The 22,046-nt window shown below is 30.4% G+C and carries 21 protein-coding genes; 9 read left to right on the forward strand and 12 right to left on the reverse strand.

Annotated elements, in window-relative coordinates:
* Positions 1–173: 173 nt before the first annotated feature.
* The 8 genes from RBU61_RS01195 to rocF all read right to left on the reverse strand — a co-directional run bounded on the left by RBU61_RS01195 (position 174) and on the right by rocF (position 8,373).
* Positions 174–785 (reverse strand): DUF6273 domain-containing protein, encoded by a 612-nt coding sequence (locus tag RBU61_RS01195; protein WP_308877595.1) that lies wholly within the window; start codon positions 783–785, stop codon positions 174–176.
* The gene (locus RBU61_RS01200; protein WP_308877596.1) at positions 772–1,779 is read right to left on the reverse strand and encodes a MerR family transcriptional regulator; all 1,008 of its coding nucleotides are present in this window, start codon (positions 1,777–1,779) and stop codon (positions 772–774) included. The genes RBU61_RS01195 and RBU61_RS01200 overlap by 14 nt, the downstream gene beginning before the upstream one ends.
* A 327-nt stretch (positions 1,780–2,106) precedes the next feature.
* Positions 2,107–3,210, reverse strand: coding sequence for an ABC transporter permease (locus tag RBU61_RS01205; protein ID WP_308877597.1), 1,104 nt, complete (start codon positions 3,208–3,210; stop codon positions 2,107–2,109).
* Positions 3,207–4,385, reverse strand: a complete 1,179-nt coding sequence (locus RBU61_RS01210) for an ABC transporter permease (RefSeq protein WP_308877599.1) — start codon at positions 4,383–4,385, stop codon at positions 3,207–3,209. The genes RBU61_RS01205 and RBU61_RS01210 overlap by 4 nt, the downstream gene beginning before the upstream one ends.
* Positions 4,386–4,395: 10 nt before the next feature.
* Positions 4,396–5,334, reverse strand: coding sequence for an ABC transporter ATP-binding protein (locus RBU61_RS01215; RefSeq protein WP_308877600.1), 939 nt, complete (start codon positions 5,332–5,334; stop codon positions 4,396–4,398).
* 88 nt (positions 5,335–5,422) lie between these two features.
* Positions 5,423–6,070: a response regulator transcription factor gene (locus RBU61_RS01220; protein WP_308877601.1), complete on the reverse strand. Its 648-nt coding sequence runs from the start codon at positions 6,068–6,070 to the stop codon at positions 5,423–5,425.
* A 123-nt stretch (positions 6,071–6,193) separates the two neighbouring features.
* Entirely contained in the window at positions 6,194–7,348 is a 1,155-nt protein-coding gene (locus RBU61_RS01225; RefSeq protein WP_308877602.1) for a sensor histidine kinase, read from the reverse strand.
* A gap of 116 nt (positions 7,349–7,464) precedes the next feature.
* On the reverse strand, positions 7,465–8,373 hold the full coding sequence (gene rocF / locus RBU61_RS01230) for an arginase (protein WP_308877604.1): 909 nt from the start codon (positions 8,371–8,373) through the stop codon (positions 7,465–7,467).
* Positions 8,374–8,508: 135 nt separating this feature from the next.
* Here rocF and RBU61_RS01235 point away from each other — a divergent pair, with 135 nt between their 5' ends.
* A complete protein-coding gene (locus tag RBU61_RS01235; protein WP_308877605.1) occupies positions 8,509–9,117 on the forward strand; it encodes a ribonuclease H family protein in 609 nt (202 codons plus the stop codon).
* Positions 9,118–9,159: 42 nt separating this feature from the next.
* Here RBU61_RS01235 and RBU61_RS01240 read toward each other — a convergent pair whose 3' ends face one another.
* The gene (locus tag RBU61_RS01240; protein WP_308877606.1) at positions 9,160–9,588 is read right to left on the reverse strand and encodes a deaminase; all 429 of its coding nucleotides are present in this window, start codon (positions 9,586–9,588) and stop codon (positions 9,160–9,162) included.
* Positions 9,589–9,768: 180 nt separating this feature from the next.
* Here RBU61_RS01240 and RBU61_RS01245 point away from each other — a divergent pair, with 180 nt between their 5' ends.
* From RBU61_RS01245 to RBU61_RS01260, 4 genes are all read left to right on the forward strand, one after another.
* A complete protein-coding gene (locus tag RBU61_RS01245; RefSeq protein WP_308877607.1) occupies positions 9,769–10,914 on the forward strand; it encodes a CapA family protein in 1,146 nt (381 codons plus the stop codon).
* 12 nt (positions 10,915–10,926) lie between these two features.
* Positions 10,927–12,144, forward strand: a complete 1,218-nt coding sequence (locus RBU61_RS01250) for a patatin-like phospholipase family protein (protein WP_308877610.1) — start codon at positions 10,927–10,929, stop codon at positions 12,142–12,144.
* A 96-nt stretch (positions 12,145–12,240) separates the two neighbouring features.
* Positions 12,241–12,762: a peroxiredoxin gene (locus RBU61_RS01255; RefSeq protein WP_308877611.1), complete on the forward strand. Its 522-nt coding sequence runs from the start codon at positions 12,241–12,243 to the stop codon at positions 12,760–12,762.
* An 85-nt stretch (positions 12,763–12,847) separates the two neighbouring features.
* The gene (locus tag RBU61_RS01260; protein ID WP_308877612.1) at positions 12,848–13,468 is read left to right on the forward strand and encodes a CoA pyrophosphatase; all 621 of its coding nucleotides are present in this window, start codon (positions 12,848–12,850) and stop codon (positions 13,466–13,468) included.
* A gap of 15 nt (positions 13,469–13,483) precedes the next feature.
* Here RBU61_RS01260 and RBU61_RS01265 read toward each other — a convergent pair whose 3' ends face one another.
* The 3 genes from RBU61_RS01265 to RBU61_RS01275 form a co-directional block, all read right to left on the reverse strand.
* A complete protein-coding gene (locus tag RBU61_RS01265) occupies positions 13,484–14,851 on the reverse strand; it encodes an MATE family efflux transporter (protein WP_308877613.1) in 1,368 nt (455 codons plus the stop codon).
* A gap of 106 nt (positions 14,852–14,957) precedes the next feature.
* Positions 14,958–15,764: a CAP domain-containing protein gene (locus tag RBU61_RS01270; RefSeq protein WP_308877614.1), complete on the reverse strand. Its 807-nt coding sequence runs from the start codon at positions 15,762–15,764 to the stop codon at positions 14,958–14,960.
* A gap of 84 nt (positions 15,765–15,848) precedes the next feature.
* The gene (locus RBU61_RS01275; protein ID WP_308877615.1) at positions 15,849–16,121 is read right to left on the reverse strand and encodes a hypothetical protein; all 273 of its coding nucleotides are present in this window, start codon (positions 16,119–16,121) and stop codon (positions 15,849–15,851) included.
* Positions 16,122–16,462: 341 nt separating this feature from the next.
* Between RBU61_RS01275 and guaD the strand changes: the two genes are divergently transcribed.
* From guaD to RBU61_RS01295, 4 genes are all read left to right on the forward strand, one after another.
* The gene (guaD, locus tag RBU61_RS01280) at positions 16,463–17,743 is read left to right on the forward strand and encodes a guanine deaminase (protein ID WP_308877617.1); all 1,281 of its coding nucleotides are present in this window, start codon (positions 16,463–16,465) and stop codon (positions 17,741–17,743) included.
* Between the two features lie 13 nt (positions 17,744–17,756).
* Complete coding sequence (locus RBU61_RS01285; RefSeq protein WP_308877618.1) at positions 17,757–19,427, forward strand: PucR family transcriptional regulator ligand-binding domain-containing protein; 1,671 nt, start codon at positions 17,757–17,759, stop codon at positions 19,425–19,427.
* A gap of 78 nt (positions 19,428–19,505) precedes the next feature.
* Positions 19,506–20,501 carry a nucleoid-associated protein gene (locus tag RBU61_RS01290; RefSeq protein WP_308877619.1) on the forward strand — a complete coding sequence of 332 codons (996 nt, stop codon included), beginning with the start codon at positions 19,506–19,508 and terminating at the stop codon, positions 20,499–20,501.
* Positions 20,502–20,538: 37 nt separating this feature from the next.
* Positions 20,539–21,915, forward strand: a complete 1,377-nt coding sequence (locus RBU61_RS01295; RefSeq protein ID WP_308877620.1) for a sigma 54-interacting transcriptional regulator — start codon at positions 20,539–20,541, stop codon at positions 21,913–21,915.
* Positions 21,916–22,046: the final 131 nt, after the last annotated feature.

Below are 22,046 nucleotides of genomic sequence, written 5' to 3' on the forward strand. Positions count from 1 at the left end.
TACAAGCAAATAAGAGGTTTAGTTCCATTTTCACTCGGTCTAAACCTTTATGCTGGCATAACGAATACCATGAAGCTCCTTAGCATCTGCAAAGACCAGTTCAATAGTTTGGCTTCGGAGTGCATAGAGTTCCTTGCTCCCTACGGTATTATACTTATTAGCCATAATTCAAATTATATATTTAACCACAAAGCGGGACGAACGCCGCCTGTACATTTGCCATCGCTGATGTTGCCTTTCAATATATTGTTGCCTTGGATACCTATATTACCGTTAGTCCCAAAGATGTACACGGCTTTTACATTAACACGGCCGGGCGACCGAAGCCACCACCACCAACCCCATTCTTTACCCTGAAGTCTTGCTATTCGCTTACTGTTGTTTTCATCTTTTCTTTCAAACCAATATCTTTGATTTTTTCCTCGATTTTGCAGTTTTGAACGGCTATCACCGAAATATTTGCACACTTCCTCAAGGCTTAATAAAAATATACTATCTTGCGTATCTGCTCCGCCCTTTGAACCATACCACTGATTGTCAAGATTTTTATTTATTACCGGAATTATCCTTGATTTATCAGTTGCGTTGAATTTGTCATAAAATTCACCATTAAGATATTTTCTTAACGCGCAGTCAGCCCATGTTATATCTTTATAAGCATCATGGTAAGGACGTTGTTCTATTATTTCTTCAGTTATAATCAAAGCCGCATTGTTTTTTATGTCAAGCACACGCCAGTTGTAGTCACCAAATGATATTATCGAATCAATTTTATAATTTTCCATTGTCCTTCTCCTTAATAGGGAATAATAAATCAAGCTGTAAATTTTCCATTTTACCACCTTTTTGTGCAAAATTATAAAAATTCAATGTTTCTTCAAATCCCTGCCCCGCACTGGTTTCTGGCGATGTCCAGCGTGGGGAACCCCAGTCGTTATCATACTTATCACTTGCATTAACCCATTCTCTTAATAAACGCCAATCTTCAAAATCCCATGTCCTCAATACATGCGCAGCATATAACCCACCGTTAAAGGTTCGCTTTACTAAAGGCATAGGTATTTCTATGTCGTTGGGAACAGATACCCACCCTTCATATACATGTGATGGTTCTCCGATTGCTATTGCCTCCTTAGAGCAGTCAAAACCAAAACTTCGGGCGTCGGGTTTAATTTTTAACAATCCACTATCTTTTATAAATTGATTAATCATGTCCATCGCTTTGCCTTCACAGCCTTCTCCCGATGCGTAAGCGGCAGCCACGGTCATAGGCGGAAGGTAAACAATCCGTACATCTTTGTCTTCAAGTTTACTAAGCTTCTCGCTTGCGTGGTTAAGTTGTTCCATTGACTTTTCCTCCTTGAAATTAATTTTAGAGACAGTCAATGAATCTACAATTTCTAATAAGCCTTCATCATCTGGTAGTGCGAATATTGCGCTTCCAAGATTTAGATGTTCGATAAAGGCTTTAATAATGCTACGGATAGTGGAGAGTGCGGTAATTTCGTCCTCAATTTCCATAAGGTTGTGCTCAAAGGCTTCGATTGCAACACGCACATCTGTGCTTTGCAGAATCCTGGCAATCTGTTTAAGAGGTATCCTTAGTTTGCGTAGAATAATAATCTGATGCAGACGTGTAATGGTTTCCATATCATATGCACGATAAGCAAAACCTTCTTTTTTCACAGGTGTTATCAACCCTATTTGCTCGTAATATCTAAGTGTCCGGGTTGAAATTGAAAAATATTTAGATACTTGACTTATGGTTTGCAGTTCCATGACTATCCCCCCTTTCAATTATAAGTATATAGGTTGACGCGACGTCAAAGTCAAGAAAGAAATCAAGAAATTCGTTTTAAAAACCCACGGAAAACCAAGATTATGCTTGCCGTGCAGATAATATAAAATTTGTTCGCTACTGTAATAAAATCAGTGTATCATATTTAAAATTTCTTTTCTACAGTTGGATTAAAAAATTCGGGCAAGTAATGTGTATATTATCTGACTAATAATCAGTATAGTATAATTCTTTTACTAATCATAGATATTAAAAAGCCATCAACATATAGAATGTCGACGGCCTGAAATAAGGCAGGAAATCCTGTCTTATTTTTTAATTAAATCTTTTAATCTATAGTTACCAGCAGTAAATAATGCCAAAACTATAAGTAAGACTATAAATACATTTGGAAATAATATTGATTTTTCTAGACTATCAAATATCCAGTATTGTGGAGTAAATTTACCTAAGTTTACTATAAATTGAGGAAGATTCTGATACATTCCCTCTTGAGAAAATACAGATAAAAATAGTGTCATCATAGCGATTAAGGCTGTAATTAAAGAAGCAGAACTCTCATTATTAAATAATCTAGTCATAGCCAGAGATAAAGTGATGGAGAAAAGGCTAGCTAAAGTAAGATTTATAATGATGATAGGAAGATTAACTATGTTATAACCTATGAGTTTTGTACCTAATAATACAACTATGGTATTTCCTACGACTTGAAAAAATAATAGAGATAAACCTAGACTTCCTAAAATTACACTACTTTTATTTGGAGTAGTAATAGCCCTTGAAATAATATTTTTTTTCTTAAATTCCATTAATTCTACAACAATAGGAGAAGCACCTAAAATGATAAAATATACTAACATCATGGTTACTAGATTCATATCTCCAGTGATTACTTTTTGATTTCTCTCAAGAAATGTTTCAGTTTTAAGAATATATAAATCATCTTTATCTGAAATTATGCCTTTATCAAGAAGTAATTTTTCTTTGATAAACTCATTTATTTTATTATTTATTTCCATTTCCAATGGAACTGTTATATTTCCTTCTTCTCTTTTATAAGATTCAATAATTGGCTTTTCATAGCTATTAATTTTATCACTAAAGTCAGCAGGTATATTATATACTACAGCAACTTCATTGGTTTCAAGTAGATCTAAGGCTTTACTTTTTTCATTGTGAAATACCCATTGAGATTTAGATGGAATAGAGACTTCATCCCATAAATTACCTTTATCTTCAATATTATAAGCCACACTGATATTGGATATTGTACTAGATGTATGTGTATCTCCACTTTCTAGGAAATTAACAAAAAATATTACAGCAATAGGCATTATAAGCATAAATCCAATTTTACTGGGATCTTTTAACATTCTTTTTATGTTTACAATTATTAGTTGAACTAGATTCATTTACTTACACCCCATTTCATTTTAATTAATAAGATATTGATTAAATAAAGTATCGCAGATATTCCTACCATAATTAATAAATAGTTAGATATAGAAGATAGATTATTGTTGATTATATAATTTCTATAGCTATTTACAATGACTGCATCTAGTTTATATTTAGCAAAAAAATTAAAGATAGGATTACTGTTCCATTTGTGTAAAGGGCCTACCATTCCACCTAATATCATATGCACTACTAGGAATACTTGCAAAAAAGGTAATCCATATTTTTTCTTAAATAAGGTAGAAATCAAGCTGCCTATAATTGTTATCATAAGGCTTTGTACTAAGACAATTAAAAGTAAAATAGGCAGTGAACCTTTAAAGGATAGTCCACTTATTCTATATGCACCAACATAAATTAAATTGGCCACTAACATCATCAAATAATTTGACATAACACCATAATTAAAGTATTGAACTTTTGTCATAGATGTGGACATTATTCTACTATATAGACCTTGTTCCTTTTCTAAAGCATCTGATGCAACAACTGCCATTAGAAATATAATGAAAGAAAAATTTAAGAATGCAACAGAGTAGTATTCAAAAGAATTTAAGCTTTTTCTAACTTTGTGAATATTATCCTTTATTGAATTTGTATCATAGGCATTACCTAATGCACTACGGAGTTCCATAATTAAATTTTCCTTATTTTCTTCAGATAACGAACTTCCTTCAATTCCTTCACTAATGATTAATCCCTGACTTACTTCAAGATTATATTTATCTACTATATTTACCAATATATTTCCCATAGTAGTAGAAGACTTTTCTTCTGCTTCTACTTTTACAGAGGCAGAATTCTTACCGAGTAAACTACTACTATATCCCTTTGGAACTCTAAGGGTATAATCAAATTTATCACTATCACTTGGTTGGACAGTGAGTACCTGAGACATATCTGCACTATTTAAAAAGGATATTAAGCTTTGAGACTCCTTAGTATTATCTTCATCTACTATGATAATTGAGAAAATAGGATCGTTTATTGCAGGAGTAAACATATCCTTCTGTACATATCCCATTACTAATGCAAGTACTATGGGATAAATAGCATAGGATAATACAAAGGTAGGAAATTCCTTTATGATTCCTTTTAAGGAAACTTTTAAATAAGCTAATAATTTCATCATATCACTCCTAATCCCGTAAATTCTTTCCAGTAAGGCTTAAAAATACTTCCTCTAGATTTGGCTCGTCGACATTAATACTTTTTATTATAGAGTTATTTTTTTCAAGAATCTTTAATAAGGGTTCTAATTTAAAAGTATCTCCCTTAACTAAGAGTTTGATTTCATCCGGGGAAGTATCACAATTTATTACTGAATCCATTAGCTCAATATTACTTATTAAATCCTTGTTGATTTTGTCAACTCTTAAATTAACTTTATTATTATCACTAATCATAGATTTTACTGTCTTTTTATTTCCATATGCTATTTCCTTACCTTCATCCATTATAAAGATATTGTTACAAAGGTATTCTACTTCTTCCATATAATGTGAAGTATAAAGAATAGTAGCATTTCTTTCTCTATTCACAGATTTAATAAATTCAAAAATATGATTTCTTGACTGAGGGTCGATACCTACTGTAGGCTCATCAAGGATTAATACTTTTGGTTCATGCATTATGGCAGCAGCAAGATTGAGCCTTCTTTTCATTCCACCAGAAAACTTCTTTACCTTATCATTTCTCTTTTCAGTAAGCCCAGTAATATCTAAGGCATAACCAATTTTTTCTTTTAGGGTTTTTCTCTTTAAGCCATATAGGCTGCCAAAGAATTCTAAATTATCATAGGCAGATATATTTTCCATTAAGGCTAATTCCTGTGGTACTAATCCTAGAAATTCCTTTGCCTTTAATGGTTCTTTTTTTATATCAAATCCACCAATTGAAATACTACCATTATTAGAATCTAGTAATCCAGTCATAATATTTATCAATGTAGATTTTCCAGCACCATTTGGGCCAATTAAACCAAAAATATCTCCTTCTTCAATATTAAAAGAAATATTATCAAGTACGAGTTTGTCTTCAAATTTTTTACTTATGTTTTTAATTTCTATTATATTCATATAAAACCCTCCTTTATATTTTCATTATATGAAAAATCATAATTAAATCACATTGCCCTAGGTAATGAAAAAGTAGTGACTAAAGTCACTACTTAGTAAGATTGTTTTTAAAGGCAAAGACCACTATTTGTGTACGATCACGAAGATTAAGTTTTGATAGAATTGTACTTACATTATTTTTAATAGTTCCCTCAGAAAGAAATAGTTTTTCACCAATTTCCTTATTAGATAGACCATCTGCAATATACTTTATAATCTCGTATTCTTTCTGGCTTAGATCGTATTCTTCAAGGGTTTTATCTACATCGTTTTCTATTGAACTATGATTAAGGATATTAGTTGCAATTTCAGGATGAATGACTATATTACCCTTTACGGCTGCCTTAATACCCTCATAAATTAAGTCAGAAGAACTGTCCTTTAAAAGATAACCAGATGCTCCATTTTTCAAGGCTTCTTGTATGTATTCCATATCTTTAAATGTAGTTAAGATTAAAACTTTAGTATCTGGAAACTCATCTTTTATAATTTTTGTACCAATTACTCCATTACATATAGGCATTCGTACATCCATTAGAACTAAATCAATATCTTTAGATTTACATATATTTAGCGCTTCATATCCATCTCCAGCCATAGATACAATATCTATATCATCATAAGTAGAAAGTATAATTTTTAAGCCTTCTCGTATTAATTTCTCATCGTCAACAATTGCTATTTTGATTTTTTTCATAATATACCCCCAATATATGTAATAACTAATATAAGCAGTTACTAAAACTATGGCATTCAATTTTATAAATACTACTTACTTTGTTTATCCAGTTAATATTGAATAACTATTTATTATTATTTTTTACTGGTCTAAACTATTCACCGATTTTAAAACTATTCTAAGGAAGAAGCCCTTATCTTCTTTACTTTCATAACTAATATTCCCTCCAAGTTCCTTTACTCTTTCGGATATACTGGTTAGACCTATTCCTTTTTTGATAGTATTTGTACCTATTCCATTGTCTTGTAAAGTAAGAATTAAATCATCTCCAAAGTGTAAGAAGATATTGATTTTAGTAGCCTTTCCATGTTTAGCAGAGTTAGACAAAAACTCTTGGATAGACCTATATAAAACTAAAGAAGTTTCCTCACTGATTTGCCATTTGTTTTTAGAGAATCCAAACTTAACATCTATTCCTGTTAATTTTTTAAAATCTTTTATTAAATTTTCAATAATTAGTAGAGATTCATATTCCTTAAACTCCTTAGGTTTAAGTTCTCTTAGAGCCTTTCTAATTTCTTCAAGTCCATCTTTAGCAAAGACTTTTAAGTTTGACGCCATTAAAGATGCAGCTTCTCCATTGTCCTTTCCTATTTTTTCTATGGCACCTAATTGAATTATTATAGTAGATAGGCTATGACCTACACTATCATGGATTTCCCTTGAAATTCTATTTCTTTCTTTAAGGATAGACAATTCACTGATTGAATTTGCATATATTTCTAGTTCTTGATTTGTTTTAATCAAATTTTCTTCTGATAGTCTAAGTCTATGATATAAATCCTCTAATTTCAATTTATTATTATGTTCTTTTGCGATTATATTTGAAATAAATAGTAAGGAAATCATAGAAGATAAAAAGGCTAATAGTTGTTCTATAGGTAAGTCCTTACTAGAATATAAGAAAATCATAATGCCTAAAAGGCTGATGATATATCTGCTGAAGTCTTTGATTAAGAAGAAACTATCTGTTATACCTATGATGAAATATGGAAGAAGTAAACCTTGGTATTTTGTATATAATGTGTATCCCAATACAAAGTCAAGAAGAATAGATAAAAATACAAAAGTGGAAATTTTACTAAAGAGAAAATAACGTAATTGATTATTTATAATAAAAATTAAAGTCAATATTATAGGAAAAATAGTAAAGCTTCTTACTTCTATAAGTGTAATTCCAAGTATTATTATAGGCAAATTTATATATCTTATGATTAATAGATTTTTATTTTCCATATTATACTCCTGTTATTTTATTTGAGATTTGTTTATATTATATCATTTATTAAGTGAATATAATTTAAAGAGTATAAAGGGGTAAAGATATATATCTTTACCCCTTTATATTTGTGTTATTTGCCAATTATTTCAAATATATGTTCAAGGATTTCAATGCAACTTTTAATAGTTGTTTTATCTTCATTATCAAGTAGAGGATTTAACTCTACAAAATCAATAGAAGTAACAAACTCTTGTCCTAAGAAAGAAGTAAATACTTCTTTTCCCTCTTCTATGGAGAATCCTCCAACTACAGGAGTTCCTGTACCAGGTACAAGGGTTGGATCTAGAACATCTATATCGAAACTCAGATGTACTCCGTCTATATTGGAGGCTTTGATTTTCTCTATTATTTCCTTTATTACATCTTCTAGTCCTCTTTCACGGATTGCTTCCATAGTATACATATTAAGATTAAGTTCATCGCTAAGGGCAAACTCACCTGGGTCAATATCTCTGCCTCCTAGTATATAAACATTTTCTGGTTTCACCTTTTGCCCATCATAATAAATATTTCTAAGGTCACTATATCCTACATTCATTGATGCAGCAAGAGGCATACCATGTATATTACCTGAAGGTGATGTTTCAAAGGTATTTATATCAGCATGGGCATCAACCCAAATCACAGCCATCTCTCTAAAAAAATTACTGGCACCTGCAATACTGCCCATACCTAAGGCATGATCTCCTCCTATTATGAAAGGAAAACGATTTTCTTTAAGTGAGCAATATACATTATTAGCTAAATTTGTAGTGATTTCCGTTATTGTATTCAAATATTTCATTTTTGGGTGATCACAAAATTTTAATTCATTAGGTATAATTGGAACATATGTATCTCCCATATCATAAACATTATGTCCATTTTTTTTAATGATATCTATTATGCCATTTTCTCTAAGAATTTTAGGACCTAAATTTGCACCATTTCTATCACAACCATAGTATAAAGGTACTCCAATTATGTTAATATCCACCATCAATACCCCCTTAATATATAATCTACAGATATATTATATCATGGATTAGAGCTGAGTGTTAAAAAATCCAGTTATCCATACTGAAAAATTTATATTATGCTATAATTAGGATATTAATAGTATAGAGGTGACAAAATGGCAAAGTTTTACTATGCAGTAAGAAAAGGAAAGGTACCAGGTATATATGAGACTTGGGGAAAGTGCGAAGAGCAAGTAAGAGGATATTCAGGAGCAGAATATAAGAAATTTTCCACATATGAGGAAGCATTAACATTTATAGATGGTGGAAGTGAGAAGTTAGACTTAGTTGATGAAAGTAGTTTAAAAGAGAATGAAATAATAGCCTACGTAGATGGAAGTTTTGATATAAAACATTTTACTTATAGCTATGGAGTTGTATTAATAACCAATGATGGAAAGGAAACATATAGTGGGCGAGATAATAACAAAGAATTGGCAGAAATGAGAAATGTATCAGGAGAAATAAAGGGAGCCATGGTAGCTATGGAATTGGCAATAGAAAAAGGTAAAGATACACTATATCTTCATTTTGACTATACAGGAATAGAACAATGGGCAATAGGCAGTTGGAAAACAAATAAAGATGGGACAAAGGCCTATAAGAATTTTTATGATTCCATAAAGAATAAATTAAAGGTAGTATTCATAAAAGTAAAGGCTCATTCTGGTATAGAATATAATGAAGAAGCAGATAAGTTAGCAAAAGAAGCAATAATGGAATAAAGAGTAACTCCGATTTCCGATGACTAGCATCAGAAATCGGAGTTATTCTATTTTTTCAAAATTTATATTGTTTTTATTAAGTAATTCTACGGCATAATCATCTATTCTATAATCATTTTTATAGTATATACATTTGATTCCAGATTGAATTAGTGCTTTAGTACAGTTAAGACAAGGGAAATGAGTGACATAGGCAGTACATCCCTTTACAGAAATTCCTTCTCTGGCACAATATAATAAGGCATTGATTTCAGCGTGAATAGTGGCAATACAATGTCCATCTCTCATAGTATGTCCAATATCATCACAATGGGGATTTCCAGAAACTGAACCATTATATCCACTAGATACTATTCTATTATCGTCATTAACCAATAGACAACCTACAAAAGCTCTATTACAAGTAGAGCGTGTTGCTACTAATTCTGTAATTTCCATAAAATATTCTTTCCAAGATTTTCTGTTATCCATATCGATCCTCCTAAATTCATAATTCAATATTATATCATAGAAAATAAGAATAATAACATAAACTATAGAAGATAATATGAAAGATTTATATAAATTATAGTAAAATATAGTTGTTGTTGGAGTTTTTTGTATTATTAGGGTATATTTAGAATAACCAATAATTATATTTAGGAGGCTTAAATGAAAAAAAGATTTTATTTACTTATGTCAATAGTAGGTATACTGCTAGGTTTATTTTCTGTTAAGGCTGTAGAAGTCTTGGGAAGTAAAAATGATACTGAAATTCAAATAAGTGAAAAAACAAGAAAAGAAAAAAAGGAAGAACCATCAATAGAAGCATTTGAGTCAATAGATGAAACTGAAGAAACTTGCAGCCTTAGTATCTCTTTGATAGGAGATATACTAATGGATGGAAGCGTAAAGATACATATAAATAAAAACGGATTTAATTATCCTTGGGATAGGGTGAAGGAATATTTCCAGAATGATGATATAACCATAGGAAATTTGGAAACAAGTATTACAACTAAAGGACAGAAATGGCCTGATAAACAATTTAATTTTCGTTCAGATCCAAGAAATATAAAGGCTATGGAAGAAGCAGGAATAGATATAGTATCACTTTCTAATAACCATTCCCTAGATTATGGTTATGATGGACTTATGGATACGTTAAAATATATAGATAATAGCAAAATAAAAAGAGTTGGGGGTGGATATAATAAAAAGGATGCAATTAATGGCACTATAGTTGAAAAAAATGGAATTAAAGTAGGAGTACTAGGATTTTCTAGAGTAGTCCCTGATGTTAAATGGTATGCTACAGACAAAAGAGCAGGAATTGTTGGAGCATATGATCCTCATATAGAAGAAGTAACAGATAGAGTAATGGAAATGAAGAAGGAAGCAGATATAATGGTGTTGGCTATTCACTGGGGTGTAGAAAGAAGTGATACTCCAAGAAAACAGGAAATGGATTTAGCTAAAAGACTAATTGATTCTGGCGTAGATATAGTAATGGGACATCATCCTCATGTTTTGCAAGGAGTAGAGATTTATAAAGGAAAGCCAATATTTTATAGTTTAGGAAATTTTGTATTTGGAACATCAACTGAAATTACTTCCAATACTATGATAGCACAAGTAAACTTAATCAATAAAAATATTGACAATATTAAAATAATACCTTGTGAAATAGTAAGTGGTAGACCGATACCTTTAGATAATAATAAAAACGCAGAAAAAATTAATTATCTACATAAGATATCTAAAAACTTCAAGACTAATATTGATAAGGATGGATTAATAAAAATAGTAAAGGAGTAAGGATGTGTTATAATGCATGGATTAGTTCTAGAAGGCGGGGGAGCGAAGGGTTCTTATCATATAGGTGTATATAAAGCATTAAAGGAATTAAATGTAGAAATAGGTGGAATTGCAGGTACTTCAATTGGAGCCTTAAATGGTGCAATGATAGTACAAAATGATTATGAAAGGTGCTATGATCTTTGGTGCGATATAACTTATTCTATGGTGGCAGATGTAGATGATGAAGATATAGACAAGATAATGCAGTTGAAATTGGTAAGGGAAGATTTATCTTTTCTAAAGGATAAAATAAAAGTTTTAATAACGGGAAGAGGATTAGATATTACTCCATTAAAAGGATTGCTAGATATATATATAGATGAAGAAAAAATTAGAAAATCTAAAATGGATTTTGGAATGGTGGCTATAAATTTAAGTCAAAGAAAGCCTTTATATGCATTTGTTGAAGATATACCAGCAGGTGAGTTGAAAAATCATTTAATGGCGAGTGCATATCTTCCCATATTTAAATCGGAAAAGATAAATGGTGAGCGATTTTTAGATGGAGGCTTTTATGACAATTTACCATTTAAAATGTTATTGGAAAAGGGATACAAAGACTTAATTTTAGTGAGAACTCATGCCATGGGATATACTAGAAAAATAGATCTGCCATCAGATGTAAATGCTTTACTTATATCTCCTTCTGATAATATAGGAAAATCTTATGAATATGATGGAAATAAAGCTAAGAAAAATATAGAACTTGGATATTATGATGGATTAAAAGCTATAAAAGGATTAAAGGGTAATAAATACTATATACATCCTCAAGGAGACAAAGATTATTATTTTGAATTTCTGCTTAATATAAAAGAGGAAGAAGTAAGAGAGATTGAAAAGATATTGAAACTTCCAGAAATCCCCTATAGGAGATCTTTATTTGAACACATAATACCTAAGATATGTTCGATGCTTTCCATAGGTAAAGATTGTAGTTATGAAGAATTATTTATCTATTTATTAGAAAAAAAAGCAGAATGTTTGAATATAGAAAAGTTTAAGGTTTATGATTTTAGAGATTTATTATCTTTAGTAGAAGATAGAGCAATCAATATATATAAAGAGGAATTGGGACCCTTAGACAAATTAATAGAAAAGGTAGATATTATTCCTGTACTCAACAAGGAAAATACATTATTGGAGATTGCAGACATACTTTTTAGAAGAAGAGATCAAACTAAATGATAATTATTATCAAATGTATGTTTAAATTATAAAGAGATGGATATAAATAGAATAATGAAACACACCATAAAAAATTATAAAATACGGAGGTATAAAATGGATAGAATAGTTGGAAAAAAGGCACCAGATTTTAAGATGAATACTTGCGATGGTGATGGTAATAATTTTGGAAAAGTAGAATTAACTGATTACCAAGGTAAATGGTTGGTTATGTTCTTTTACCCACTAGATTTTACTTTTGTATGCCCTACAGAAATTACAGCATATAGCAAGAGAATTGAAGATTTCAAAAAAGAAGGTGCAGAAGTATTATCTGTATCAGTAGATAGTGAACATTCACATAAAGCATGGATTAACTCTAGTTTAGGAAAAGTAAATTTCCCAATGGCTTCTGATATGACTAAGCAAGTATCAAGAGATTATGGAGTATTGCTAGAGGAAGATGGAGTTGCTTTAAGAGGATTATTTATCATAGATCCAGAAGGAATTGTTAGATATTCAGTAATTCATGATTTAAACGTAGGAAGATCAGTAGATGAGACCATTAGGGTACTTAAGGCATTAAAAACAGGTGGACTTTGCCCAGTAGATTGGGATGAAGGAGAAAAATTACTTTAAACTAAAGGAGTCTTTTATGACTCCTTTTATTTTTATATAGATAGAATTAATTTTGTCTTCATTATAATAGCCAGAGGAGGAAAAGATGGATATAGAAAAAATCAGTGAAATAATTAGAGATAGAACTCCTATGCCTATAGATATAAAAAAGAATTACTCTGTACTTATACCAATTATTGAAAAAGACAATAGAATGGAAATAATATATGAACTTAGGTCTAAAAATCTAAATAATCAGCCTGGCGAAATATCATTTCCAGGGGGAGAGGTAGAAGATAAAGAAGCATTTGTAGAGGCAGCCATAAGAGAAACTATGGAAGAACTAAATATAGAAAGAAAAAATATAAATATAATTGGAGAATTGGATTATTTGGTTTCCTATGCCAATATGACGATTCGTTGTTTTCTAGGCATAATTTCTGGATTAAATGTGGATAATATAGTTCCAAATGTTTATGAAGTAGACCATATATTTACAGTACCATTAGATTTCTTCTTGGAAAATGAACCTGATATTTATTATTTAGATTTAGAAACTGTATTAAATGATGAATTTCCATATAATTTAATCCCCAAGGGAAGAGACTATAATTGGAGACGTGGCAGATACTCTGTTATGTTTTATCATTATAATAATTATATAATTTGGGGATTTACTGCTAGAATGACTAAACAGTTTAGAGATATAATAAAAGGGCTAGTTTAAACTAGCCCTTTTAATTTAATTTTTTTCTACTCCAAGAGTTCTAACACTTCTAGTTACAAAATATACAGTAATTATAGAAGCAATGAGATCTGATAGAGGACCTGCTAACCAAACTCCTGTTAATCCATAAAGTTTAGGCAAAATAATTAATGCAGGAATAAGTACTAAAACTTGTCTTGATAGACTAAGTAACATAGCATGTTTTGGTTTTCCAATGGCTTGAAAATAATTGGAGCTTACAACTTGAATTCCTACAATAGGAAACATGGCTAAGTATATTCTCATACCAGGAACACCTATTTTGGTTATTTCTGCTAAATTACCACCTTTACTTATGAACATTTTATATAATGGAACAGGAAATAATTGGGTCAATATAAATCCAACAGTGGTTATACAAGTTGCACCTATAATTGCATATTTCAAAGTTTGCTTGACTCTATCGTACTTCTCTGCCCCATAGTTAAATCCAATAATAGGCTGTGCACCTTGATTGATACCAAATACAGGCATCATTACCATCATAGCAACACTGTTAATAACAGCCATACTTGAATTGGCTAAGTCACCGCCATAGTTTTTTAAACTATTATTTAATAATACAGTTACCATACTACCAGCCAACTGCATACTAAAAGGTCCAAGACCAATGGCAATGATTTTCTTTGTTATATCTAATTTAGGTTTTAGATAATCTTTTTTAATAGTTAGCATACTATTTCCACCGAAGAAATATCTCATAACCCATAGGGTAGATAGAGCTTGTGAAATAATAGTTGCTAGGGCAGCACCACTTACGCCCATCTTAAACCAAAATATAAAAATAGGGTCAAGTATGGTATTTGAAATGGCTCCTATTAACATGGTTTTCATTGCGATTGTCGGGCTTCCTTCACCACGAATAAAGTTATTCATTCCAAGACCAACAGCTTGGAATACAGCACCAATAAGTATAATTTTCATATAGTCATAGGCATACTGAAAATTAGAAGTAGATGCACCAAATAAGTTCAATAAAGGTTTTAAAAACATAAGTCCAAATATAGTTATAAGTAATGAAACTAAAATTAAAAGAATAAATGAATTACCTGTAACTCTTTCAGCTTCTTCTTTCTTGTTTTGTCCTAGTTTAATGGAAACTAAAGTATTTCCACCGATACCTATTAACATACTAAATGCCATTATAATCAAGGAAATAGGGGAACTAATAAATAATCCACCTATGGCAAGGTCACCTACACCTAATCCAATGAAAATCCTATCAACAACGTTATATAGGGCATTTACCACCATTCCCGTAATTGCTGGTAATGAAAACCTAATAAGTAATTTTTTTATTGGTTCTTCACCAAGCAATTTTTTTCTTTCGTTTTCTTTATCCATTTTATCACCTACACAAAAAAAATAATTAGCCCTTCTATATAGAAAGACTAATTATTATTATACCACACAAATACAGATATATTTAAATAATATTTTTCTTGACTAACTAATTAGTAAACATTTGAGTCCAGTAGTTTGTCCCATTACTTGACTTAGCTAAACCAACACCTATCTTATTAAAGCTAGGATTCATTATGTTTGCCCTATGTCCAGATGAATTCATCCATCCATTAACTACAGATTGGGCTGTAAGTTGACCTTTTGCAATATTTTCTCCAGCAGTATTATATTTAATACCAAAGGATTTCATCATATCAAAAGGTGAACCATAAGTAGGAGAAGTGTGACTAAAATAGTTCTTTGTTGCCATATCCTCTGATTTTGTCCTAGCTACTTTTGAAAGCTCAGAGCTTGCTACAAATGGTTTTAAGCCTTCTTTTTGTCTTTCAATGTTTACTAATCTAACTACTTCAGCTTCTATTGCTGATAATCCTGATACTGATGGTGTTTCAGTTGTAGGTGGTGTAGTTGGTTTAGGATTAGTAGGTGTTGTTGGTTCGGTAGGTGTAGTCGGTGTAGTTGGATCTGGATTACTAGGTTTTGTTGGGTAAGTTGGTTTTGTAGGTTTATTTGTATTAGGAATTGTTACAACATTTCCTGGTTTAGATCCTGGTCTATTAGTAATTATTGTCCAATTATAATTAGGATAGCCCTTAACTGTTGTATTTTGTTGTGTATTTGAATTCTTATTGCAATCATAGTTAGAGTTTATAGAATATTCTTTGCTATAATTATTTAATATTGAGTTATAATCAAAATTTGTAAGATCGAAGCTTGCAGCACTTGCTGCAGATGAGCTAAATATTGTTGCGGCTATTAATGAATATACTACCTTTCTTTTTCTTGTAAACATGTTTTGTCCTCCTTGAAATTATGAAAAAATTTAACTTTTTCTATTTGCTTAATATTATAAATTTGATCTTTTAAAAATATCTCTTTATTTTGCAGGAATTGTTAAACAGTTTCCTAACTTATCAGCAATAGCTGTCCAATCAAATTTAGAACAACTGCTGTCTGTTGTATCTTGTTCTGTATTTGAATTTTTATTTGAGTCATAATTGAAATTGATGCCGTACTCTTTGATGTAATTATTTAATATTGAATTACAATCAAAATTCGCTAGATCAAAGCTTGTAGCATTAGCTGCAGATGAGCTAAGCATTAGGACGGCTATTAATGAGTAAATTACTTTTCTTTTCTTTGTAAACATATTTTTGTCCTCCTTGAAATTTTGAGTAAATTTAACTATTTTAACTTGCCTCCTTTCAAATTGATTACAAATGTATTACAAATGTATTACATTTTTTAAAGTATAACATTTAATTCATAGGGATAGTAACCCTCAGATTATGACAGTTGTGGATAATCATGGAATGATATATACTATAATTGTAAGAAACAATTCCGAATTTTGAATCCTGGCTTTAAAATCGAAATTACTGAGGAGACAGTGATAATTTGTATAATATCTACATAGGATTATTATCTATCAAGTAATATAATACTCTTAGTATTGTAAAGATTTAGATAATCTATAAGGGGTGACGAATTATGAATAATATGATATTAAAGGGTGATATTGCATTTACACCAACTAAGGACATAATGGAAATTCATAAGAACTCATACATGATAGTAGAGGAAGGAAAGGTAGTGGATATTTGTAAGGAATTAGATAATTCCTACAAAGGCTATCATTTGAAGGACTTTACAGGAAAAATAATTATACCAGGGTTTGTTGATCTACACCTTCATGCTCCCCAATACCCTAATATGGGATTAGGACTAGATAAAGAACTTATTCCTTGGTTAGATACTTATACATTTCCAGAGGAAGAAAAATATAGTGATTTAGATTATGCTAAAAAGGTATATTCAAGACTTATAAATGATTTATGGAGATTCGGAACTACAAGATCTGCAGTATTCGCAAGTATACATAAAGAAAGTGCCAAACTTCTTATGGATATGTTCATAGAATCAGGTTTAGGTGCTTATGTAGGTAAGGTAAATATGGATCAAAACACAGCTCCAAAATTAACTGAAGATACTAAAAAATCCATAGAAGAGACAGAGGAAATATTAGAGGAATATATGACTAAATCCGATTTAGTGAAACCTATTATAACACCTAGATTTATACCTACTTGCTCAGAGGAGATGCTGACAAGATTAGGAGAACTAGCTATTAAATATGATATTCCTATTCAGTCTCATCTAAACGAAAATACATCAGAGGTTATCTGGGTAAAAGAGCTCTTCCCTAACTCTAAGAATTATACTTCAGTTTATGAGGAATTTAATTTATTAGGTCAGACAAAAACTGTAATGGGGCATTGTATATATAATACTGATGAGGAAATTGATTTAATGAGTAAAAACAAAGTATATGCTGCCCATTGTCCTTATTCAAACTATAATTTATCTAGTGGCATAATGCCTGTTAGAAAGTATTTGGATAAGGGGGTTCCAGTGGGATTAGGCTCAGATATTGCAGGTGGAAATAGTTTAAGTATAATGAGTATCATAGGATGTACCATTCAAGCTTCAAAGATGAAATGGCTAGATACAAATAAAGAACTTCAACCTCTTACATTTAATGAAGCGTTTTTCCTTGGAACAAAAGGAGGAGGCAGTTTCTTTGGCAAAGTAGGCAGCTTTGAGAAGGGCTACGATTTTGATGCACTTATAATAGATGATAGTTCATTAACAGGGCTAAAAGAATTATCTATAGAAGAAAGACTGCAAAAAATAATATATACAGGTGATGACAGAAATATAACTGAAAGATATGTAAAGGGAATAAAGATAGAGAAGCCCTTTATATCTTAAAAGGAGTTTTCCCATGGCTAGACAAAATGGAATTAGTATAGAGGATATGTTGGAACTTGATGTAATGAAATCCTGCAAATTAATTGCAGGATTTCGTGGCACTAGAAATACAATATCTAGGGTAAATATAATGGCAGACCCAGATATATTAGAGTGGACGACAGAAGGAGAGTTTCTATTAACTACTGCCTATTCCTTTAAAAAAGATACTATTGAATCTCAAAAAGAACTTATAAGAGAATGTGCATCTAAAAAGTTGGCAGGTCTGGGAATAAAAGTATCTCCTTATTTAGAATATCTGTCTCAAGAGGTTTTAGACTTGGCAAACGACTTGAGTTTCCCCATAATAGATATTCATTATTCCATACCTTTATCTGATATAATGATGGTAACTTTTAGGGAAATATTCAATAAGCAAGCTTCACTTTTAGAAAGGATTGAAAAGGTTCACGAAAAACTAATGGGAGCTATGTTGGAAGGAAATGGATTAAAAGACTTAGTTGAAATAGTTAAGGAAAACATTAAAAATCCTGTGGTACTACATTTAAACTTTTCCAATGAAACCATTAAGTCCTTAGATGGAAGTAATATTCAGGATTCTCAAGAGTTAATTAAAGAAGTAAAAGAATTTTATGAACCTAATAATACTAGAAGTAAATTAAAAAAGTTAATTGAAGATAAGGTAATAATTAATGGAAAATATGTAAAAAGAATGATAATGCCCATAGTATTAAGGGAACATATATATGGACATTTATTTGCTTGGAGTACAGATATGCCCTTAGGTGGATTTGATTTAGCAATTATAGAATCTGCTTCAACTACTATAGCCTTAAGTATATTACAAGAACTATCTGTGAAGGAAGTGGAGATAAGATATAGATCAGAATTCTTTGAGGATTTAATCTCCATAGACAGTAAGAGGAAGAAGAAGGCTCTAGATAGAGCAAGATTTTTTAACTTAAAGCTAGAAGATTTCTATGCCATAGAAGTAATGAGCTTTAAACATAAGAACGAGGATAATGAAAATGAACTTATAGTAGATTATATACAGGATTTTATAAATCCAATGGTACATACAATAGAAGAATTGATGAACTATTTAAATTTAAAGGGAATAGTCTCTACTAAAGTAAATGGAATTCAAATTCTTTTAAGCTTTAAAATAAAGGATTGTATTGAAGATAAAATTAAAGAATTTAATCAAAAGATAATAGAATCCATTAAGAATAAATCAGATAAATTAGAAGTTAAAATAGGAATTGGAAGAATATATAAGAATCTGGAAAATGTGGATAAAAGCTTTCAAGATGCAGTAAGAACAGTAAGAATAGGAAAAATTATTACTTCAAAGGAAGTAGTCTCCTTTAATGAGCTGGGTATATTCAAAATTTTATCTGAAGATATATTAAAAGATGAGTTAGAGGATTTTTATAATTCTACCTTAAGGCCTTTAGTTGACTATGATAGAAAGAAATCTACAGAGTTAGTTAAGACCTTAGATATCTACTTTAAAAATAATGGAAATTTAACTAGAATATCAGAACAATTATTTACCCATTACAATACAGTACTTTATAGAATAAATCGTATTACTGAAATAACAGAAATGGATTTGGAAGATCCAAATCACAGATTAAATTTAGAAATTGCACTAAAAATTAAAGAGCTACTAGATAAATAATGCCAGAGTTTCTCTGGCATTTTTTATTTATAAGAATTATAATAACAAAGGACATACTGTTATAAGGAGAGATAGAAATTGGAAATACAAATAAACGATGCCATACTTCATATATTAGATTCTACAAATGCACTACCTGTATATTCTCAAGAAATATTAGATTTAGACAATGAAAAGATACAGGAGTTTATAGGAAGACATATTGAAAGAATGTTTAATGATCAAGGGGTTAAATTAGGAAGATTTACTGAAGGTTCAAAGGTGAAAAATTTAATCGTAAAGATTAATGAAGACTTCATTGGTACTAGCATAAAGATTGCAGAAAACCTATATGAGACTATGATAAGATATATGGAAATCCCCAGTGGAGATTTATTAATAGTATCCTTAACTATAGAAAATCAAACTTATATTATGATGATAAAATTAAACTATAAAGAAGGATATACTCATTATGTGGATTATGGAGATAATGGAACATCAAATAAAATAGTTGTCAACAAAGTAATGTTTCCATCAGAAACTCAGAGAAGTATTGAGGCCACTTTAATTAAATTGGAAGATTTATCTTTAAGGATATTTGAAAGGGAATATGATGTTGAAGGAGAAAAGATATTATACTTTTCCAGAATGTTTTTAGATTGTGATACAGACCTTTCTATTAAGGAAAGTATTAAGGTAATTAGAGATGTGGCAAAGGATATGACTAAGGAATATTATAATAACGATTTTGAAAAAGTATCTGCCATAAAGGAAGCAATCTATGATAATCTAGATACTGGTGCTATCGAAGTAGAAAATGTGGCAAATAAAGTATTTAGAAATAATCCTGATATAAAAAGAGAGTATATGGAAAGAGTTGAGGAAGCAGGAGTCAATAAGGTAGTAGATTTAGAAGGAAAGAAACCAGAAAAGAAACTAACTGTACATAAAATCAAAATAGATAATGGAATACAACTAGATATTCCAGTAGATCTTTATAGAGACAGGAACATTATCGAATTTATAAATAACCCTGATGGAAGCGTATCTATATTGATAAAAAATGTAAATAAGATGAAGCAGGGGAATTAAGGGTAGTTCTCAATTAGTTCAGAGAGGAGAGATTATTTTGTTTTCTGAAGAAAGTTTACATTTGAGGATAAATGATATATTGGACTCATCATATGATGGGATTTATATAACTGATGGAAAAGCCAATACTATCATGGTAAATAAGGCTTATGAAAGGATTGCTGGTATAAAGGTTGAGGAATTAATTGGCAGAAATATGAATGATTTAGTGAAGGAAGGCTATATATCTCAATCGGCTACTCTATTGGTATTGAAAGATAAAAAGATAAATACCATTGAACAGAATTTTAAGACCGGAAAAAAAGCATTAGTTACATCTACTCCTGTATTTAATAGTGCGGGAGATATTACAATGGTAGTTACAAATGTAAGAGATATTACTGAATTATATGAACTGAAGGAAAAATTAGATGAAAAAGAAAGTCTTACTAAAAGATATTCTGTAGAACTTGAAGCTTTAAAAATAGAACTACTAAAGAATAATGATCTAATTGCCATGGATAAAAAAATGTTAGATATTATTCAAATGTCAATTAGAGTAGCTCCAATTGACACAACAGTATTGATAACAGGAGAAACTGGAGTAGGTAAGGAAGAGATTTCAAAATTGATATATAAAAATAGTAATAGAGCAAATAAACCATTTATAAAAATTAATTGTGGATCTATACCTAAGACATTAATAGAAGCAGAGTTATTTGGATATGAAAAAGGCTCATTTACAGGGGCAAATCGAGAAGGAAAAATAGGTTTATTTGAAGTAGCTGATGGAGGAACAATATTTTTAGATGAAATAGGGGAATTACCTCCAGATATGCAGGTGAAATTTCTAAGGGTACTTCAAGATGGACAATTTACTAGAGTTGGTGGAATAGAAGAGATAAAAGTAGATGTTAGGATCTTAGCAGCAACCAATAGAAATCTTGAAGAAATGGTAAGGGAAAAAGTGTTTAGAGAGGATTTATATTATAGACTAAATATAGTACCAATTATAATACCCCCATTGAGAGATAGACGAGATGATATTATTCCACTTATACATTACTTTTTAGATAAATTAAATAAGAAATATAAATTAAAAAAAACCATATCCAGTGAAGTAATGAAAACATTATATGCTTATGAATGGAAAGGTAATGTAAGGGAACTTAGAAATATTATTGAAAGAATGGTTGTAATGTCAGAGAAAGATATGATTAGCAAATCAGACCTTCCTAAATCAGTATTAGCTTGGAATGAATCTCAGAATATAATCAACGAAAATGAAATAGTTCCGTTAAAACAAGCATTAAATAAAATTGAAAAACATCTATTAGAAATTTCATTTGATAAATACGGCAATGTAAGAGATGCTGCAAAAGCATTAGAAATAGACCCTTCTACTTTTGTAAGAAAGAGACAGAAATATAAATAAGTGTTGTAAATTTGCAACCAGTTGCAAAAACACATCATAAATAAAAATATTAGATAATTGGGATTTTAACCCAATGAGCTTTAGAAGTACATAATATTTCCAGAAAAGATGTTGCAATAATACAACAAAAA

Origin of the sequence: Tissierella sp. MB52-C2 (assembly GCF_030931715.1) — a bacterium.
Lineage (GTDB): Bacteria > Bacillota > Clostridia > Tissierellales > Tissierellaceae > Tissierella.

Bases quoted from the DNA above. Each gene is read 5' to 3' on its own strand.
- RBU61_RS01195 (WP_308877595.1), bottom strand. From the start codon at position 785: ATGGAAAATTATAAAATTGATTCGATAATATCATTTGGTGACTACAAC.
- RBU61_RS01200 (WP_308877596.1), bottom strand. From the start codon at position 1,779: ATGGAACTGCAAACCATAAGTCAAGTATCTAAATATTTTTCAATTTCA.
- RBU61_RS01205 (WP_308877597.1), bottom strand. From the start codon at position 3,210: ATGAATCTAGTTCAACTAATAATTGTAAACATAAAAAGAATGTTAAAA.
- RBU61_RS01210 (WP_308877599.1), bottom strand. From the start codon at position 4,385: ATGAAATTATTAGCTTATTTAAAAGTTTCCTTAAAAGGAATCATAAAG.
- RBU61_RS01215 (WP_308877600.1), bottom strand. From the start codon at position 5,334: ATGAATATAATAGAAATTAAAAACATAAGTAAAAAATTTGAAGACAAA.
- RBU61_RS01220 (WP_308877601.1), bottom strand. From the start codon at position 6,070: ATGAAAAAAATCAAAATAGCAATTGTTGACGATGAGAAATTAATACGA.
- RBU61_RS01225 (WP_308877602.1), bottom strand. From the start codon at position 7,348: ATGGAAAATAAAAATCTATTAATCATAAGATATATAAATTTGCCTATA.
- rocF (WP_308877604.1), bottom strand. From the start codon at position 8,373: ATGGTGGATATTAACATAATTGGAGTACCTTTATACTATGGTTGTGAT.
- RBU61_RS01235 (WP_308877605.1), top strand. From the start codon at position 8,509: ATGGCAAAGTTTTACTATGCAGTAAGAAAAGGAAAGGTACCAGGTATA.
- RBU61_RS01240 (WP_308877606.1), bottom strand. From the start codon at position 9,588: ATGGATAACAGAAAATCTTGGAAAGAATATTTTATGGAAATTACAGAA.
- RBU61_RS01245 (WP_308877607.1), top strand. From the start codon at position 9,769: ATGAAAAAAAGATTTTATTTACTTATGTCAATAGTAGGTATACTGCTA.
- RBU61_RS01250 (WP_308877610.1), top strand. From the start codon at position 10,927: ATGCATGGATTAGTTCTAGAAGGCGGGGGAGCGAAGGGTTCTTATCAT.
- RBU61_RS01255 (WP_308877611.1), top strand. From the start codon at position 12,241: ATGGATAGAATAGTTGGAAAAAAGGCACCAGATTTTAAGATGAATACT.
- RBU61_RS01260 (WP_308877612.1), top strand. From the start codon at position 12,848: ATGGATATAGAAAAAATCAGTGAAATAATTAGAGATAGAACTCCTATG.
- RBU61_RS01265 (WP_308877613.1), bottom strand. From the start codon at position 14,851: ATGGATAAAGAAAACGAAAGAAAAAAATTGCTTGGTGAAGAACCAATA.
- RBU61_RS01270 (WP_308877614.1), bottom strand. From the start codon at position 15,764: ATGTTTACAAGAAAAAGAAAGGTAGTATATTCATTAATAGCCGCAACA.
- RBU61_RS01275 (WP_308877615.1), bottom strand. From the start codon at position 16,121: ATGTTTACAAAGAAAAGAAAAGTAATTTACTCATTAATAGCCGTCCTA.
- guaD (WP_308877617.1), top strand. From the start codon at position 16,463: ATGAATAATATGATATTAAAGGGTGATATTGCATTTACACCAACTAAG.
- RBU61_RS01285 (WP_308877618.1), top strand. From the start codon at position 17,757: ATGGCTAGACAAAATGGAATTAGTATAGAGGATATGTTGGAACTTGAT.